Here is a 16,098-nt window from a genome sequence, read left to right as displayed (position 1 = left end):
GGAACCATGGAACTGACTGGCTGCAGAGTCATCTTGAGCTCCTTCCGCTTCCTGCCGGGACTGTCCTAAAAATTGTGTATGCCCCGGTGTGACCTGGCTGGCATGAGACGTGGTCTCTGCCGGGAAGGATCACTATGGGGATCAAGCGTGGAAACCCCCGCGAGGGTGCGGACAACGTACAAACGGGGGCGGAGTTGGCGAGGCAAGCCGAGCTGGACCGGGAGATGCCCGAACAGTTGGTCGCCCGGGCCCGCACCGAGGGACTGAACCTGGTCGGGGAGAACGGGCTGCTGAAGGGTCTGGTGAAGCTGGTCCTGGAGGGCGCGCTGGAGGCGGAGCTGAGTGAGCATCTCGGCTACGAGCGCGGGGACCGTGCCGGGGCCGGATCGGGCAACTCCCGCAACGGGACGTCGAAGAAGACCGTGCTGACCGATGTCGGTCCGGTCGATCTGGAGGTGCCGCGGGACCGGGCCGGCAGCTTCGAACCGCAGATCGTGCCCAAACACACACGGCGGGTCGAGGGGTTCGACGAGGCGATCGTGTCGCTGTATGCCAAGGGCCTGACCACGGGTGAGATCCAGGCGCACCTCGCGGAGATCTACGGCATGGAGGTCTCACGGGACTTGATCTCACGGGCCACCGACAAGGTCGCCATCGAGCTCGATGCCTGGCGCCAGCGCCCGCTGGACCGCGTGTATGCGGTCGTCATGATCGACGCCATCGTCATCAAGATCCGTGATGGCGCGGTCGCCAACCGCCCCGTCTACATCGCCGTCGGCATCAGCCTCGAGGGAGAGCGGGACGTGCTGGGCATGTGGGTCGGCAGCGGCGGCGAGGGGGCCAAGACCTGGATGACCTGGCTGGCGGAACTGAAGAACCGTGGCATCCAGGACGTCCTGATCGCCTGCTGTGACGGCCTGAAGGGGCTGCCCGAATCGATCCAGAACATCTGGCCGCTGGCCGACGTCCAGCTGTGTGTGGTCCACATGGTCCGCGCCAGCCTCCGCTTCGCCTCCACCAAGGACTGGTCCGTGCTGGCCAAAGAGCTCCGGCAGGTCTACACGGCCGTCAACGCGGATGCCGCCGAGGCCCGCTTCGCCGAATTCGAGGCCGAATGGGGCGACCGCTACCCAGCCTTGATCGCGACCTGGCACCGGAGCTGGGAGCACTTCGTGGTCTTCCTGCGCTTCCCACCCGAGATCCGCAAGGTCGTCTACACGACCAACATGATCGAGAGCCTCAACTCCCGCTTCCGGCAGGCCACTCGGCGCCGGGGACACTTCCCCACGGAGGAGGCCGCCCTGAAGGTGCTCTACCTCGTGATCCGCGACCGGCGGCCCAACCAGCCCAACGTCACCGGCCAGACCCGCAACTGGAAAACGGCCATCAACACCCTCGCCGGCTTCTACGGCGACCGAGTCACCGACAACCAGTAGCTCTCACACACGACACCGGAAAAGCGTCCACACCAGGGCTTACACAAAGGAAAAGACACTCCCTTCCTGCCCGGTTGTCGCCACCGAGTGGAACTGCAGGATGCGTACGGAACTCGGGGCACTTCACTGGCTATGCGTCAGGCGCTCGGAGGAAGCAAAGGCTCGTGCTAGACCTGAGCGCCGTTGAGTAGGTCGCCGTGCGGAACGTCATCCGTTGCAAAGTTGTAGCGGGTGGTCAGCAACTCTTTGAGCGCCTGCAGGTTGGGAGTTTTCATGCCGGAGCCCAGATTCCATCGGCGTTGAGCGACGGCGAGCAAGGTCACGTCCATCTGCGCGCGCAGGCAGTCAGCGGTGAAGGCACTCAGGGGCAGTTCGGTTTCGTAGTCACTTTCCGGTGTCTGAAAGAAGCGGGTGAGATAGTCCCGGGGAATGCTTCCTGGGTGGGCCTGCTCCAGCCGCAGGTTAGCGGCGACATTGGCTAGGGCCAGCAGGATCTGCCAGTCGAGCCAACCTTCCTCACGCAATTCCTCCAGCCCTGTGCGAGTGTCGGCGTCTGCCAGGACACGAGGCATTGTCTCGCTGAGCACCTGGGGCAGGTCGGTGTAGTTGTCGCGGATCATGTCTAGTGCTCTGGGGCGGTCGTAGCCGGGCCCTGGTGTCGTGGGCTGGGCAAGTTGAGGGGCAGTTGGCGGCTGGAAGGGCTCGCCCAACCACGGCGACATGGCCGTTTGACGCAGGGTGTCATAGTGCGCGTCGGTCAGCAGACCGGCGACTTCGTCGTAGGGACGGCCACTGATCAGTTTGTGTAGGAGCCCGCGAGCGAACGTTGTCTGCACCAGGGACATGAACGCCTCGTTGGGCCTGGCGCTGAGGTGGGCCAGCAGGTGCACGACCGTGGCCGACAGTTCGCGCTCGAAGGCTGGGTGGTCGGTCGAGGGGCTGTACGGGCTGAGGATGACGGTGCAGTCGATGGCGTGGTTGTTGGGCCGGAAGGTGACTCTGTCCCCTCCACCCAGTGGCGTGCCCGTGATCACCCGGACCAGGATGTCCTGAGGAAGGAACAGAGGGTCATGCGGGGCGAGTTCCGCAAGCGTGATCTGTACCGCAGCAGCGAAACGCTCGGCTGCTAGGACGGTGGCGCGGGTGTTGTCGCACCGGATCAGCCACGTCGTGCCCAGGGCTGCGAAGTTCAGATCCCGGTGCGCTCCCGCATCAGAGAACGGCCTTCCGGTGAGCTGGTCGTCTGCGTTGCGGATGAACTGCTGTTCGGTTGGCGTGAAGCTGGGCCGGATCAGCGGAAGGTGTTCATCCAAATCGGCCAGGTAGTCGGCATTGATGAGCCCGCGCAGGGCCGGCAGGAGCGCGGGGCGGAACCGCTCCGCGCTGAGCATGACCATGCTGGCGTGAAAGTCGAGTTGCTGAATGTAGCCGTGAGAGGGGTAATCCTCGGGGGCGTCGGCGAACAGGTGGTGGGCCATAAAGGCCAGTCCGCCAAGAGCGAGGGCGTCGCCCCAGTGCCCCGCCGCGTGGGTGTGAGCCATGGCTTGAGTCAACGCGGCAGGGAGCAGGTCCTCGTGTTCCTGGCCACTGGGTGAGGCTGCGACGGCGACGACGGTCAGCGCGTACTGCCGGGCGGCTTGCTGCAGGTCCAGGTCGCCGTAGATCTTTCCGATCATGCGCATGGTGAGCAGCGCGCCTCGCAGAGTGTCCCCGTGCCACCAGTTGACCTTGACCTCGTGGAGTTCGCGCAGCGCGTCTAGCGGCCTTTCCGCGCGCAGGAATGCCATCGCACGATCCCGGCAGCGTGCGGCAACGCTACTGTCGCCTGTGAGGTCCGCCTGCGCGGCGTCGAGCGCGTCGCGGATCTTCTCGTAGCGTGGGTCTTCGGTGAGGGCGGGTGCGAACATCTGGAACGTCTCGCTCACACCGCCGACCGGGAAGGCACGAGCCTGCGGCAGCAGGTGGACGAGCTGTTCCAGACAGTCCATCGCCTCCGTGACATCGACCGGCCGACTGGCTGGGTTGACATCGGGAACGATCTCACCTTCCAGTCGCAGCCGTGTCGTCTCCAGTGGGGTGGGCAGCACCCCTGCGGCAGGGCGTGCGATCTGATGCCAGCGCGGGTGCAGGGACAAACGGGCAGCCACATCAAGCAGCGACGCCTTGCGTACCGGGTAGACAGCACCGTCAGTGGCCTCGACCAAGGCAGTGACGTGCTGCCGCAGGCGCAGGTCCAGCTCACGCAGTTCCTCGGCGTTCGTCGTACCCAGATGACGCAGCCAGGCGCCGGCCCAGTACAACAACAGTTGGCCCGCGTCATCCAGGAGTGCGACACGCTCTGAGGACAGGGCGGCATCGATCACCGCACGGATATCCGCCTCAACGCCGTCCAGGCTGTTCTTCCCGCGTAGTACGGCCAGCACTCGCTCGTAGCGTGCTCGGAGGGCAAGTTCTCCGTCCCCGGAATCAATGAATTCTCCGACGTAGCCCAGCCATTCGGGCAGGTCTACACGCGCCTCGTCATCAAAAGTCGCATGCCGCAAACCATTCCGGACCTCGGACAGGGCTCCCGGCGTCAGTCGCCTGTCCGGCCGCTCCCGCAAAGCGGTCAGGGTTGAGCGATACCAGTCCGGATGCGCCTCGGCCGGCTCGTCCGGGATCATCGCCGAAGGCACATCCAGAAATCGCTGGGCGATCCAGACCAGGTCACCCTGGGTTAGCATGCTGGCCACAGCCTGTCCATCGAACACGTCCAGAGCGACGTCGTAGGTATCCCGCGCATGTTTCTGAAGCCGGTGCCGTGCCGCCACCGGAATTTCGTGCGCCGCGAAGAAGGCCACTCTGCGCACGGGTTCGCCTCGGCTGCAGATCGACTTCAGGTCATCGCGGATCTTTCCGTCCAACGGCGGCTTCTGCACGGATGCCGCCATCACCCAGGGCTCCGTAGTAGCACGCCCGACAAACCCTCCCGCTTCAGGCAACTCGTCTGGCAGGCTTGTGTAGTACGACTCGGCATCACGTCCCTGATCCCCGCCCGCACTCACTGGACCGGTGGCTGGAACGATGTTGCTGCTCAGTCGGCGCAGCGCAATCTGATACACGATCTGCTCAAACACATGGTGCTCGTTACGGCCCGCCAACTGCACGAGCAGGAACTGGATATAGCGTTCAGCCTCAGGGAAAGTCGCCACACACAGATTCTCACCCACCCCACTGACAACGGGCGTGCGTCGGCGGGAACGCGAGCCTCGGTCTGCGGCGAAGGAGGCATTGCGTCAGCGCAGCGCCCGCTCGTGCTCCAGCGGCGGACTCGTCAATGAGGTGGCCGCGGATGAGTCTTGGCAATAATGTTGCGGGTTACACCGACTTCTCCGGCTCTGCGCATCGACAGCTCGGGGCTGCTTCAGGCCTTCGGACCAAGGGTGAGTGGGTTGACAGCCCCATAACAGGGGTGGCCGACCGTTCGTTCGACGAGGCCGGGGCGCAGGTCGCGCCCCAGCCCTGACTGAGGGATCCAACGACCTACAAGCGGAATACACAGGGCTCCTGCTCCATTGGTCTCCTTGTAGAGATCGCGGGAGGGGCGCTGGTGACGGAGCTGATGCTGTTCCGGCAGGACGCGGACGGACGGGATGTCAAGCTGTCCGGTTCGACGGTGGCGCTGGAGGTGGAACTGCAGCGCCGAGTAGAGGCTGGCCTGGAGCAGATGCTGGGCATTCGATTCCTGGCGTCGGAGTATCCGACCGGCCCGTGGCATCGAGGGCGGATCGACACCCTGGGGTTGGACGAGAACGGCGGCCCCGTGGTGATCGAGTTCAAGAAGGGCTCGGACAGTGGGGTGATGTCGCAGGCGGTGTCGTACCTGTCCTGGCTGGAGTCCGCGAGGCACGAGTTCGAGGCGCTCGTACGGAAGGTACTGGGCGCGGAGGCCGCTGAGTCCATCGACTGGCGTCGTCCGCGGATGATCTGCATCGCGGCTGGCTTCTCGCACCACGACCGGGTGGCCGTGCAGAGGCTGCCTGAGCGGATCGACCTAGTGCGCTATCGGGTCTTCGATGGTGGCCTATTGGGGCTGCTGCTCGTCGATTCCGCGGTCGGCCTCTCAAGCGCCGCTTCGTCCCGCCGGTACCGGGAGCCAGCAACGACGGTCGACACAGATCCGGCCACTCCGGTGATCAGCTCGCCCGCGGGCAGCGTCGCGGTGCCAGAGTGTCTGCGGGACCTGTGCGCGGAGTTGGACGAGGCGCTCACGGCGTGGGGCGAGGTGGAGGTGGCCCCGCTGCGGCACTACATCGCCTATCGGCGGTTGGTGAACGTGGCGTCGGTGATCTTCCGTCCGAAGCACGAGGCGATCCTGGTGTACCTCAGACTCGACCCGGACACGGTCGAGTTGGAGGAGGGCTTCACCCGGGACATGCGCGGTATCGGACACCTCGGGACCGGCGACCTGGAGGTCCGCGTCGTCTCGGCAGCCGACTTGGAGAAGGCGGCGCCGCTGATCCGGCGAGCGTTCGAGGCGGCCTGACGTAACAGGAGGGGCGGCTGGAGCATCGGTTAGTCGATGCTCCAGCCGCCCCTCTGGCGTCTGTGGGCCGCCAGCCTTGTCCTCTCTTCGCTCTCACACTCATGCCTCCGGTCCGGCCAGCTCGAAGTCGTCCTTCGTCAGTTCGGCCCGCAGCCGCTCCTCGGCGACGTCGGCGTAGTGCGCGGACAGCTCGACGCCCACGAAGCAGCGTCCCTCGCGCAGGGCCGCTACCCCGGTGGAGCCACTGCCGGTGAACGGGTCGAGGACGGTGCCGCCCTCGGGGCAGACCTGGACGAGCTGCTGCATGACCTCGACCGGCTTCTGGGTGATGTGAACCCGGCCCTTGCGGGGCTGGGACGCGATGTAGTGGCCCGGCAGGTAGAGGTCGCGGGTGTTGTCGAGGGAGCCCTTGACCCCCCAGATGATGAACTCCGAGTCCTGCTTCGGTCCGCCCTTGCGGGGCCGGCTGGACGGCTTGATCCACGGGATCGTGCCGCTCCAGGTCCATCCCGCCATCTGGAGGGCGTCGGAGGTGGTCGGCTCCTGGCGCCAGTCGGTGAAGACCATCGCGACCGCGTGCTCGGTCGAGGCCCGGTACGCCTCGGTGAGCAGCTCGGTGAGCCAGGAGCGGTAGGAGCGCTGGTCGCGGTTCTCGCCCGGGAAGTTGGCGAGGTCGTGCGCCGAGTTGCTGGTGACGTACTTGGCACGGGCGGTACGGCCGGTTCGATCGGAGCTGGTGCGGCCCCCGGAGTTGTACGGCGGGTCGGTGATCACCGCGTGGACGCTCTCGTCCGGGAGGGACTTCAGGACGGTCAGGGCGTCGCCTCGGTGCAGGGTGTAGCTCATGGTGAGGGCCTCTTTTCGGGCGCGGCGGAGTCTGGACCTGCTCCGGGCAGCGCTCAACGGCGTGCATCCGGTGCGAGGTTGCAGCGGAGGTTAACGGCGAATTCCGGCCGCACTTAACGAGGTGGCTCCCTGCTTCGGGCCCCTGGATGGCAGTCGTTTGGTGCGGCTGGAATCCCGCTCTACTGTCTCGCCGTGCCACCGGGAAGGAGCCTTGCTCCACCCCCGTTGACCTGTGCTTATCCGTGCCGTCTCGTCCAATCGAGCAGCGTCGGAGGCATGTTGCCCATCTGCCCGCGAGCGCCATGAGGAGGCCCGCGTGAATTGCGTGAGATTACGAGCGCGGCTGGGTGCCGCGCGTGACCTGAAACCGGCGTCCTGGAGCTACCAACTCCTCTGAACCGGGCCCGCCGAGAGGCGGATGCACATCGGCGCGGTGCCGACGGCTTTGCACGAGAAGTCGGCACCGCGCCTCCTACGAACACCGAGGAGCCGCTGCGATGCAGCATGCCCTGGCACACCCGCGCCCCGACCCACCTCCATCGTCTGGTCCGCACCGCCGTCGTGCTGAACGGCGGCGGCCGTGAAGAAGACGACGGGAGCCCTCGTCGGTCTGTGCGCCACCGGACCACTCCTGCTGGCACTGCCGATCCTCGGCATCGGTGCCGGGACCGCCTCTGCCTCGTGCTCGACCGACGGTGCACAGGGTGTGGACACCTCCGCCGTCGCCAAGCAGGTGAAGGCCATCCTGGACGGCGGCGACAAGGGCTCGGTCTCCGTGCCGGGCCTGGACGCGCCTGCCGACCAGGTGCCCAACGCCAAGACGATCCAGGCCACGGGCGTCGCGATGAACATCCCCGTCCGAGGGCAGGTCGTCGCCCTGGCGACCGCGCTGCAGGAGAGCGGCCTGCGGAACCTGACCTACGGCGACCGCGATTCGCTGGGTCTCTTCCAGCAGCGACCGTCGATGGGCTGGGGCACAGCCAGCCAGATCCTCGACCCGGTGCACGCCTCGACGAAGTTCTACGAGGGGCTCAAGAAGGTCTCCGGCTGGCAGTCCCTCTCTGTCAGCCAGGCCGCCCAGGCGGTACAGAAGTCGGGCTTCCCCGAGGCGTACGCCAAGTGGGAGCCACTGGCCACCGCCCTGCAGAAGGCCATCGAGCCCTTGCTGCAGAAGGCCGGCGGTGCATCGCCGGACCCTTCGCCGTCCGGTTCTGCCGACACCGGCAGCACCTCCTCCGATTCCGCGGGGGGGTGTTCGGCGGACGGTGATGGGACGGACTTCGGCACCATCCCGGCGGGCGCCCTGCCGGACGAGTACAAGATCCCCGCCTCCGCGCCGCCGAAGGTGCAGACGGCGATCCGGTGGGCGCTCGGCCAGCTCGGCACGCCGTATCAGTGGGGCGGCACGTGCACCGACTCCCACGGCAAGAACCCGATGGGCCGCTGCGACTGCTCCTCCCTGATGCAGGGCGCGTACAAGGCCGCCGGAGTCACCCTGACGCGGACCACGTACACGCAGGTCAAGGACGGCAAGGCCGTCTCGGTCGATGCCCTCAAGCCGGGCGACCTCCTCTTCACCGAGGGGACGGCCTCCGTACCGGAACACGTCGGGATGGCGATCGGCCAGGGCCTGATCGTCCACGCCCCGCACACCGGTGACGTCGTCCGGATCACCACCGTCGCGTCCTGGAAATCGCGGATTCTCGCGGCCCGCCGAGTCGTCTGACCGGCGCTCCTCCCCCCTCACCTCTCCCTCGCACCGCTGGTTCGCCCCGCCGGGCTTTGGCGTGCGCTCATTCGAACTGGAGTTCCCATGTATCTCGCTGACCAGGTCATACAGCTCGCCTACGACCCCGGAATCAAGCCGAACGAGGGCGGGCTCCCTGGCCTCAACGTCCTCAAGCAGGTGATGGGCTCGATCAACCTCTTCGGGCTCATCGCCGTGGTCGGCGCCCTCGCCGTCAGCGCGGGCGTGTGGGCCTGGGGTCACCACTCGGGCGGTCACCAGGCCGAGGCGAACGGGAAGAAGGGCGTGCTGGTCAGCGCGGGCGCGGCCCTTCTACTCGGCGCGGCCAACGGCGTGGTCGCCTTCTTCTCGACGCTCGGGACGCAGGTCCACTGATGGCTCAGCACTCCACCCACCCCGGCGGCGCATCTCGCGTGCGCCGCCGGGCGCTGCTCGGCACCGCCATCCTGGCGGTCCTCGTCGCCCTCGCCGGCCTGGCCGCCCACCTCACCCGCGAGGGCCGAAGCCCCTCCGCCACTGCGGCGTCGCCGCCGTCCGCGGCACCATCCGGGCCGCACACCCGGCCCCGTGCTCTCCCCGTTCCGCCGAAAACCCGCGACCCGATCACGTACGGGAAGGCCGCCGCAGCAGCGCTGTGGTCGTACGACACCCGCGCGTACTCGCAACCTGAGCTGCGCGAGGCGCTGCGCGGCTGGCTGACCACGGAGTCGAAGTACGCCGACCGGGCCTCCGTCGACCAGGCGGTCCCCTCGGCCGTGCTGTGGAAGGAGATGGCCGCCAACAAGCAGGTCGCCACCGCCAAGATCAACGAGGGGCACTTCCCGCACGCCTTCACCCAGGCTCTCCAGGACGACCCCGGGGCGATCACCCAGGCGTACGTCTACGCCGTCACCGTCTCCGGCAAGCAGTCGATTCGCTGGAAGGGCTCGGCCGCCGGCGGCGCGGAGAGCCGTTCCACCACCCTCGCGGTCCAGTGCCGACCCCACCACTTCTGCACCTTGGTCGGTGTCATGCCGTCCGTCGCGCCCTGACCCTCGCCCCTGAACGGAGGTACGACCCATGGCAGTCTGCGACTTCCCGCTGATGGACAAGGTGTGCGGCGCTGTCGACTTCGCCACCAACCCCGCCGGCACCGTCACCGACGGCCTCGGCGCGTGGATCGCGAAGTCGGCGGGCGAGCTGGCGGCCAGCGCGGCCGACCTGGCCGCCAAGGCCGTCGACAAGACGACGGCCATCGACCTCAACGCCGGATGGTTCCGCGACAACTACGAGCTGCTGCTGCCCATCGGCCTCGCCCTGACCGTCGGTATCTTCTGCATCCAGCTCATGACTGCGGCTTGGCGCCGAGACGAACGCGCGCTCGCCAAGGCGGCGTTCGGCACCATGACCGGAGTCCTGTTCAGCTTCTCCGCCATCGCCTTCACCACCGTTGCCATCACCGTGGTCGACGCGCTGTCCGACGGGCTGTTCAAAGCGGCCAACACCTCGGCCGACGACGCGATCCGCCGTGTGATCAAGGTCAACCAGCTGGGCGCCATGTACGACCTCGGCTGGGGTGTGCCCGCACTGGTCGCCTTCGGGTGCGCGATCGGCGCCTTCCTCTACTGGGGCGTGATGGTCGCCCGCAAGGTCGGCGTCCTGATCATGGTCGCGCTCGCGGTGTTCGCGGGGGCCGGCGGCGGCTGGGAGGTCGCGAAGCGGTGGCGGCGCGGCTGGATCGAGGCCACCGGCACCCTCATCGTCTCCAAGCTCCTGATGACCGTTGTCTTCCTGATCGGCGTCTCCGCCATGGGCAAGACCGACGCCAGCGACGGAATGGCGGCCCTGTCCGACGCGATGGCCGGCCTCGTCGTGATGGTCTTGGTGCTGCTCTGCCCCTACGCGACGTACAAGTTCGTGCACTGGGCCAGCGACGGTGGTGGCCACGACGACATGCACCGTACCGGCGTCGCCGGCATGGCAGTCGCTGCCGGAGCCGCGAAGACCGCGGGCAGTCTCGCGATGCGGGCCAGCACCGGCACCCCCGCTCCGCAGGGGCCGAACCAGGTCCCCGGTGCAGGGACCGATGGCGTCGCCTCCGGTATCAACCCCTCAGGCACCAACCTCAGCAAGGAGGGCATCGACGCCGGCCCGCCCACTCAGCAAACCCGCTTCCGGTACGGCGAGGACCCCAACGCCTCCGGTGACAAGGGCCGTGCCCTGATCCAGCACCCCGGGATCCCGCCGCTGATCACCCGGCCCGGCGAGGACGAACCGGAAGGGTCCGAATCGACTGCCCAAGGCGTCGCGGGCAGCTCCGGTCACCTCACAGGCGCATCGGCTCCGGGCGCCAACATGACCTCCATGCCGCCCGCCGCTCCCGGACCTTCGGCCTCCGGCACTCCGGCGTCCAGGCCATCGGCCACCGGCTCTGCGACGCCGCCGAACTGGGTGTATCCCACCCAGCCGCCGTCGGGTTCCTGACCCACATCCCCCGGGGCGGGCCGCACTCCACGGCCCGCCCTCGCCTCCCCACCAGCAGGAAGGTTTCGCCATGACGTCCAGAAGAGCGCCCCGCGCCCCGTCCTCCGCCCGCTCCCACTGTCTGGAACCACCATGTCCGGCAAGCACCAGTCCTCCACGCCCACCGTGAAGTTTCCCCACCGCAGCAGGCGCGGCGTCCTGCTCGGCCTGACCGTCCCGCAGTTGGTCGTCGCCGGAGTCACCGGCCTTCTTCTTCTCGCCGTGATCCTCGCTCGCGGTGTGGTCGGCGCTCTCCAGCTCATACCGCTGTGGGCGGTCATCGCCCTGCTCGTCTTCGTCCGCCACCGAGGCCGTGCTCTGGCGGACTGGGCCCCGATCGTCGTCCGCTACGCGCTGCGCCGGATGCGAGGCCAGCTCGTCTGGCTCACCCGGCCCTCTCGCCGGCCGACCCGCGAAGGACTGCTCCACCTTCCCGGCACCGCTGCCAGCCTGCGCGTGGCCACCGCTCCCGACGGTAAGTACGGCGCCGTCCACAACCCGCACACCGGAACGCTGACCGCGGTGGTCAAGGTCTCCTCCCGCGCCTACGCCCTGCTCGACCCGGGCACCCAGCAGGCCAATGTCGGCGGATGGGGACGCGCGCTGGCGGCCCTCGCCCGAACCGGACAGATCGCCCGCATCCAGGTGATCGAGCGCACCATCCCCGACTCCGGCGACGCGCTGCGCCGCTACTGGGAAGAGCACGGCCGACCCGACACCCCGATGGCCGGGGCGATCTACAACGAGCTGATCCAGAGCGCCGGCCCCGCAGCCGCCCCGCACGAGGCGTACGTCGCGGTGTCCTTGGACACCAAGGCGGCCCGTCGGCTGATCAACCAGGCCGGTGGCGGTCTCACCGGTGCCTTCAGCGTCCTCGCCCAGCTCACCTCCACGTTCGACCAGGCGGCGCGGACCGCCGGTCTCACCCCGACGGGCTGGCTCACCGCCCGCGAGATCGCCGCCGTGGTGCGCACCTCCTACGACCCGAAGGCGCTGGAGACACTCGACCGCTGGTCCACGGCCGGTCGCCCCGAGGCCGAGCCCGCCGCCGCCGGCCCCATCGTGGTCGTCGAAAAGGCGGACCACATCGCCACCGACTCCGCCGTGCACGCCACCTACTGGGTGGAGAACTGGCCGCGCACCGAGACATCGGCCGGGTTCCTGCACCAGCTCCTGTTCACCGGCGGCGTCCGGCGCACGCTGTCGCTCTCCTACGAGCCGAAGAACCTCGACGCCGCCCTGCGCGACGTGCAGCGCAAGAAGTCCAGCGTGATCGCCGACGCCGCCGAACGCGCCCGGCGCGGCCAGGTCGACTCCGAGGCGGACTCGATCGAGTACCAGGACATCAAGTCCCGCGAACGCCAGCTCATCGCCGGGCACGCGGATGTCGCCCTGACCGGTCTGCTGACCGTCTCGGCCGACACCGAGGACGAGCTGCGCACCGCCTGCGCCGTCGTGGAGACCGCCGCCGTCGGCGCCCAGCTCGATCTGAGGCCCCTGACCTGGCAGCAGGCCGAGGCATTCACCGCCGCCGCCCTGCCGCTCACGCTCGCTGCCTGACCCTTCTTTTCGAAAGAGCACCCTCATGTCCCGCACCGCCAGCCCGACCGCGCAGGACTTCGTGCCCTTCGCCACCGCCGCGCTCGACTTCCACCGGGTACTCAACATCCCGGGCGGCCCGCTGGTCACCACCCGCGCCGAGATCGACGCCCTGCACGCCCACCTCGTCTCGCTGCACGGGCTGCTCGACGCCCACGCCACTCGCACCGGGCAGCTCGTCGTGGTCGAGGGCGACCAGCTCCGTACCGCCCGCACCCGCATCTGGCAGGCCGCCGAACACCTCCACGCCGCCTACCACGCGGCACCCCGGCCGGACTCCGGCGAGGTCCCCGAACCGGAGGCGTGCCAGGCCGGCCTTCCGGAGGGCACACCGGAACTGACCATCTGCCAGCGCCACCAGCGCACCGCGCACCTCGTGCGGCGGCGCACCACCCCGGCCGACCTGCACGCCCCGTTCACCGGCCTCGTCCGCCGCTGATCCACCCCTCACCTGGAGAAACGTCATGCCCCGTACCCGCGCCAGTGCCTCCCCTCTGTTCGTGCCCCGTAAGACGTCACGCGCCGAGCAGCGGGCCGCCCGAGCCGGTTTCACCGAGGCCCGCCGCCAGGCGCGCCTCGCCGGAAGCCCGCCCAAGCACCGCGCCGAGCAGACCCTCGACCCGGATCTGCGGCCCACCTATCCGCTCGCCGGTCGCCCCGGTCCGGCCTCCGCCCGCGGCGGCAAGCTCGACCTGCCCGCCCACCGGATGACCACCGCGACAGCCAGCGGCGCGTACCCGTTCGTGGCCGAGGGCGGCCTGGGCGCCGAAGGGGTGTTCATCGGCCGCGATGTGCACGCGGAGGCGGCTTTCTGCTTCGACCCGTTCTCGCTCTACAACAGCGGCAGGGTGGAGGGCTTCACGAACCCCAACGCGGTCCTGGCCGGGATCATCGGCATGGGCAAGTCGGCGCTGGCGAAGTCGATCGCCACCCGGTCGATCGCCCACGGCTACCGGATCTACATCCCCTGCGACCCCAAGGGGGAGTGGGCCGCTGTCTCCCAGGCCCTCGGCGGCTACAGCATCGCCCTGGGCCCGGGTCTCCCCGGCCGGTTGAACCCGCTGGACGCCCCGGCCCGCCCCGCCTCCGTGAGCGAGGAGGACTGGTTTACGGAGGTTCGCAAGCGCCGTCTGCTGCTGCTCGCCGGCCTCGCCCGCACCGTGCTCAAGCGCGACCTGCTGCCGATGGAGCACACCGCCCTCGACCTGACCCTGGACCTGGTCGTCGCTGACGCCGCCACCCGAGGCACGGTGCCGCTGCTCGGCGAGATCGCACACGTACTCGGCTCCCCCGAACGCCTCGACCAGGCCCTCGGCCACCAAGCCGGGCACCTCGGTTCAGCCGCCCAAGACCTCGCCCACGCCCTGCGACGTCTCGTGCACGGCGACTTGAGCGGCATGTTCGATGCTCCGTCGACGGTGTCGTTCGATCCCACGACGCCGATGCTGTCCATCGACCTCTCCCGTCTCGGCGGATCCGGCGACGACACCGCACTGGTGCTCGCGATGACCTGCGCGAGTGCATGGATGGAGTCCGCCCTCAGCGATCCCGATGGCGGTCGCCGCTGGGTGATCTACGACGAAGCCTGGAGGCTCATGAGGCACGTCGGGCTGCTGGAGCGGATGCAGAGCCAGTGGAAGCTCTCCCGAGGTCTGGGCATCGCGAATCTGATGGTGCTCCACCGCCTGAGCGATCTGCTCTCGGCGGGCGATGCCGGCTCGCGCGGCCGAGTTCTGGCCGAGGGCCTGCTGGCCGACTGCTCCACCCGGATCATCTACCGCCAGGAGCCCGACCAGCTCGCCGCCGCTGCATCTCTGCTCGGCCTGACCGGCGTCGAGACCCAGGCGGTGTCCGCCCTGACCAAGGGCCGAGGTCTGTGGAAGGTCGCCGGCCGCTCGTTCATCACCCAGCACATCCTCCACCCGGCTGAGCGGGAGCTGTTCGACACAGACGCCCGCATGGCGGCCTAGCCCAACGACCAGCACAGCAACGGGAATCGATCATGCCTGCTTCTTCCACTCCTTCCTCCGGTGACAACCAGCCGTCGCAGGCCACCGACCCTTTGGCGTGGCGACGACACCTCCCGGCACTGGCCTCGGCCGCCGCCGGCATCAACGCGGCGTCCGACGCCTGGGACGCGGTTTCGGACTCGCTCTGCGACGCGGACGGCTGGCCGCTGGACGACAAGGTCCACGGGGACGGCAAGGTCAAGCGGGACGCCGAAGCGTGGAAGCACGCCGAGGTGTTCCTCGACCACGGACCCGAGGTGCTGGCCGGGGTCCGCGCCGCCGCCGACGGCCCCGATTACGTCGAGGGGCCGATCAGTGACGACCTCCGTCGGCTGCGCGGGATCGACACCATCCTGCTCCGGGCGCAGGAGCTGCGGCACGAATGGGACGGCGTCATGGCCCTTATGGACGGTTCGCAGCCGAGCGTGCTCCACCTCTACCAGGAGCGTGCCGAGGAGCACCGCAACACCGAAGGCTGGCACTACTCACACGAACTGGGTTCCAAGGGACCGGCGTTGGTGCGCGTCGGCGAATACCTCGCTCACCGGGCGGATACCGAACGGCCGGCGCAGACCGAGCGGGCTCGCGTCGCCCTGACCCGCTCGACGCACAACACCCCTGCCGTGTCACCTGCTTCGCCCCAGGTCCCGCCGGCATCGCATCCGCCGGCTCCCGGTCGCTCGCGGTGATCCCTAGCACGCAGTCACGGCAGCGCCAAACTGCCCGATCACCGGATCCTCGTGGACCACCGCACTCCTTCAAGCTCCACGCCCCGGCGGCTATCGCCGTGCGGGGCGGGGCGTTCGCAACGGAGAACTCCATGCACCACGAAACCCCGTCCCCGACCGCCGCGTCCGATCCTCGTCGCCTTCAGGCCGCTCTCTGTTCTGCGCTCGGGCAGCGCGGCCTGGAGTGCACCGTTGAGTACGGCCTCAGCGACTACATCGTCCACGCCGAGCTTCCTGACGGCAGTTCGCTGATCATTTCGCCCCCGCAGGAGCCGTCCTCCGAGCACCCCGAGTCGCCGGAAAGCTGGATGGTCACCCGCCACCGGTCCGTCGAGCCTGCCGTCTACGAGGTGGTCTACGACTCCGAGCCGGACGGCCCGCATGCGCGCCATGGCGGCAGCGTGCCGGATCTCCTCGCCGCCGTCGACGCCCGCCTGGACCAGCTTGGCGTGCCGCCGCGCCAGGAGAAGGAACGATCCGGCAAGGAGCGCGCCGCCAACGTGCTCCCGCCCGGCTCCACTCCGTCCCGGGCGAGTGTCGCTCTCGCCCCTTCACCGTCGATCGGCCAGCGCGTGCTCCCGACTGGTCCGCCGACGGAGTCTTCCGCGCGGGCCGCGCCGTCGTCGGCTCGTCCCTCATCCGCTCCACGGCTCTGACCGACCGCGACCCAGGAGTCCTCCGTGCACCGCGCCCCCAGACCTGATCC

Annotated in this window: 13 protein-coding genes; 11 read left to right on the top strand and 2 right to left on the bottom strand. The window is 68.6% G+C overall.

Annotation, left to right across the window (positions count from 1 at the left end; translation table 11 throughout):
- The first annotated feature begins 134 nt into the window (after positions 1-134).
- Positions 135-1,436: an IS256 family transposase gene (locus RBJ77_RS58235; RefSeq protein ID WP_372352367.1), complete on the top strand. Its 1,302-nt coding sequence runs from the start codon at positions 135-137 to the stop codon at positions 1,434-1,436.
- A gap of 167 nt (positions 1,437-1,603) precedes the next feature.
- Here RBJ77_RS58235 and RBJ77_RS58230 read toward each other — a convergent pair whose 3' ends face one another.
- Positions 1,604-4,627, bottom strand: coding sequence for a hypothetical protein (locus tag RBJ77_RS58230; protein WP_372352366.1), 3,024 nt, complete (start codon positions 4,625-4,627; stop codon positions 1,604-1,606).
- A 398-nt stretch (positions 4,628-5,025) separates the two neighbouring features.
- Between RBJ77_RS58230 and RBJ77_RS58225 the strand changes: the two genes are divergently transcribed.
- A complete protein-coding gene (locus tag RBJ77_RS58225; protein WP_372352365.1) occupies positions 5,026-5,961 on the top strand; it encodes a DUF5655 domain-containing protein in 936 nt (311 codons plus the stop codon).
- 99 nt (positions 5,962-6,060) lie between these two features.
- On the opposite strand, the gene RBJ77_RS58220 is transcribed toward RBJ77_RS58225, so the two are convergent.
- Entirely contained in the window at positions 6,061-6,807 is a 747-nt protein-coding gene (locus RBJ77_RS58220) for a site-specific DNA-methyltransferase (protein ID WP_372352364.1), read from the bottom strand.
- A 580-nt stretch (positions 6,808-7,387) separates the two neighbouring features.
- Here RBJ77_RS58220 and RBJ77_RS58215 point away from each other — a divergent pair.
- From RBJ77_RS58215 to RBJ77_RS58175, 9 genes are all read left to right on the top strand, one after another.
- Entirely contained in the window at positions 7,388-8,533 is a 1,146-nt protein-coding gene (locus RBJ77_RS58215; RefSeq protein ID WP_372352363.1) for a C40 family peptidase, read from the top strand.
- Positions 8,534-8,620: 87 nt separating this feature from the next.
- A complete protein-coding gene (locus RBJ77_RS58210) occupies positions 8,621-8,929 on the top strand; it encodes a DUF6112 family protein (protein WP_023421641.1) in 309 nt (102 codons plus the stop codon).
- Positions 8,929-9,585 (top strand): hypothetical protein, encoded by a 657-nt coding sequence (locus tag RBJ77_RS58205; RefSeq protein WP_372352362.1) that lies wholly within the window; start codon positions 8,929-8,931, stop codon positions 9,583-9,585. Before RBJ77_RS58210 ends, RBJ77_RS58205 begins: the two co-directional genes overlap by 1 nt.
- A 28-nt stretch (positions 9,586-9,613) precedes the next feature.
- Positions 9,614-11,017: an ATP-binding protein gene (locus RBJ77_RS58200; protein WP_372352361.1), complete on the top strand. Its 1,404-nt coding sequence runs from the start codon at positions 9,614-9,616 to the stop codon at positions 11,015-11,017.
- Between the two features lie 132 nt (positions 11,018-11,149).
- Positions 11,150-12,616 carry an SCO6880 family protein gene (locus tag RBJ77_RS58195; RefSeq protein WP_372352360.1) on the top strand — a complete coding sequence of 489 codons (1,467 nt, stop codon included), beginning with the start codon at positions 11,150-11,152 and terminating at the stop codon, positions 12,614-12,616.
- A gap of 25 nt (positions 12,617-12,641) precedes the next feature.
- Positions 12,642-13,094: a DUF6238 family protein gene (locus RBJ77_RS58190; RefSeq protein WP_372352359.1), complete on the top strand. Its 453-nt coding sequence runs from the start codon at positions 12,642-12,644 to the stop codon at positions 13,092-13,094.
- Positions 13,095-13,119: 25 nt separating this feature from the next.
- Complete coding sequence (locus RBJ77_RS58185; protein ID WP_372352358.1) at positions 13,120-14,625, top strand: ATP-binding protein; 1,506 nt, start codon at positions 13,120-13,122, stop codon at positions 14,623-14,625.
- Positions 14,626-14,657: 32 nt separating this feature from the next.
- Positions 14,658-15,353: a hypothetical protein gene (locus tag RBJ77_RS58180; RefSeq protein WP_372352357.1), complete on the top strand. Its 696-nt coding sequence runs from the start codon at positions 14,658-14,660 to the stop codon at positions 15,351-15,353.
- 131 nt (positions 15,354-15,484) lie between these two features.
- Positions 15,485-16,048 carry a hypothetical protein gene (locus RBJ77_RS58175; protein WP_372352356.1) on the top strand — a complete coding sequence of 188 codons (564 nt, stop codon included), beginning with the start codon at positions 15,485-15,487 and terminating at the stop codon, positions 16,046-16,048.
- Positions 16,049-16,098: the final 50 nt, after the last annotated feature.

Source organism: Streptomyces sp. KL116D, from assembly GCF_030766975.1.
GTDB lineage: Bacteria > Actinomycetota > Actinomycetes > Streptomycetales > Streptomycetaceae > Streptomyces > Streptomyces longispororuber_A.
This window is presented reverse-complemented; position numbering and strand designations above follow the sequence as displayed.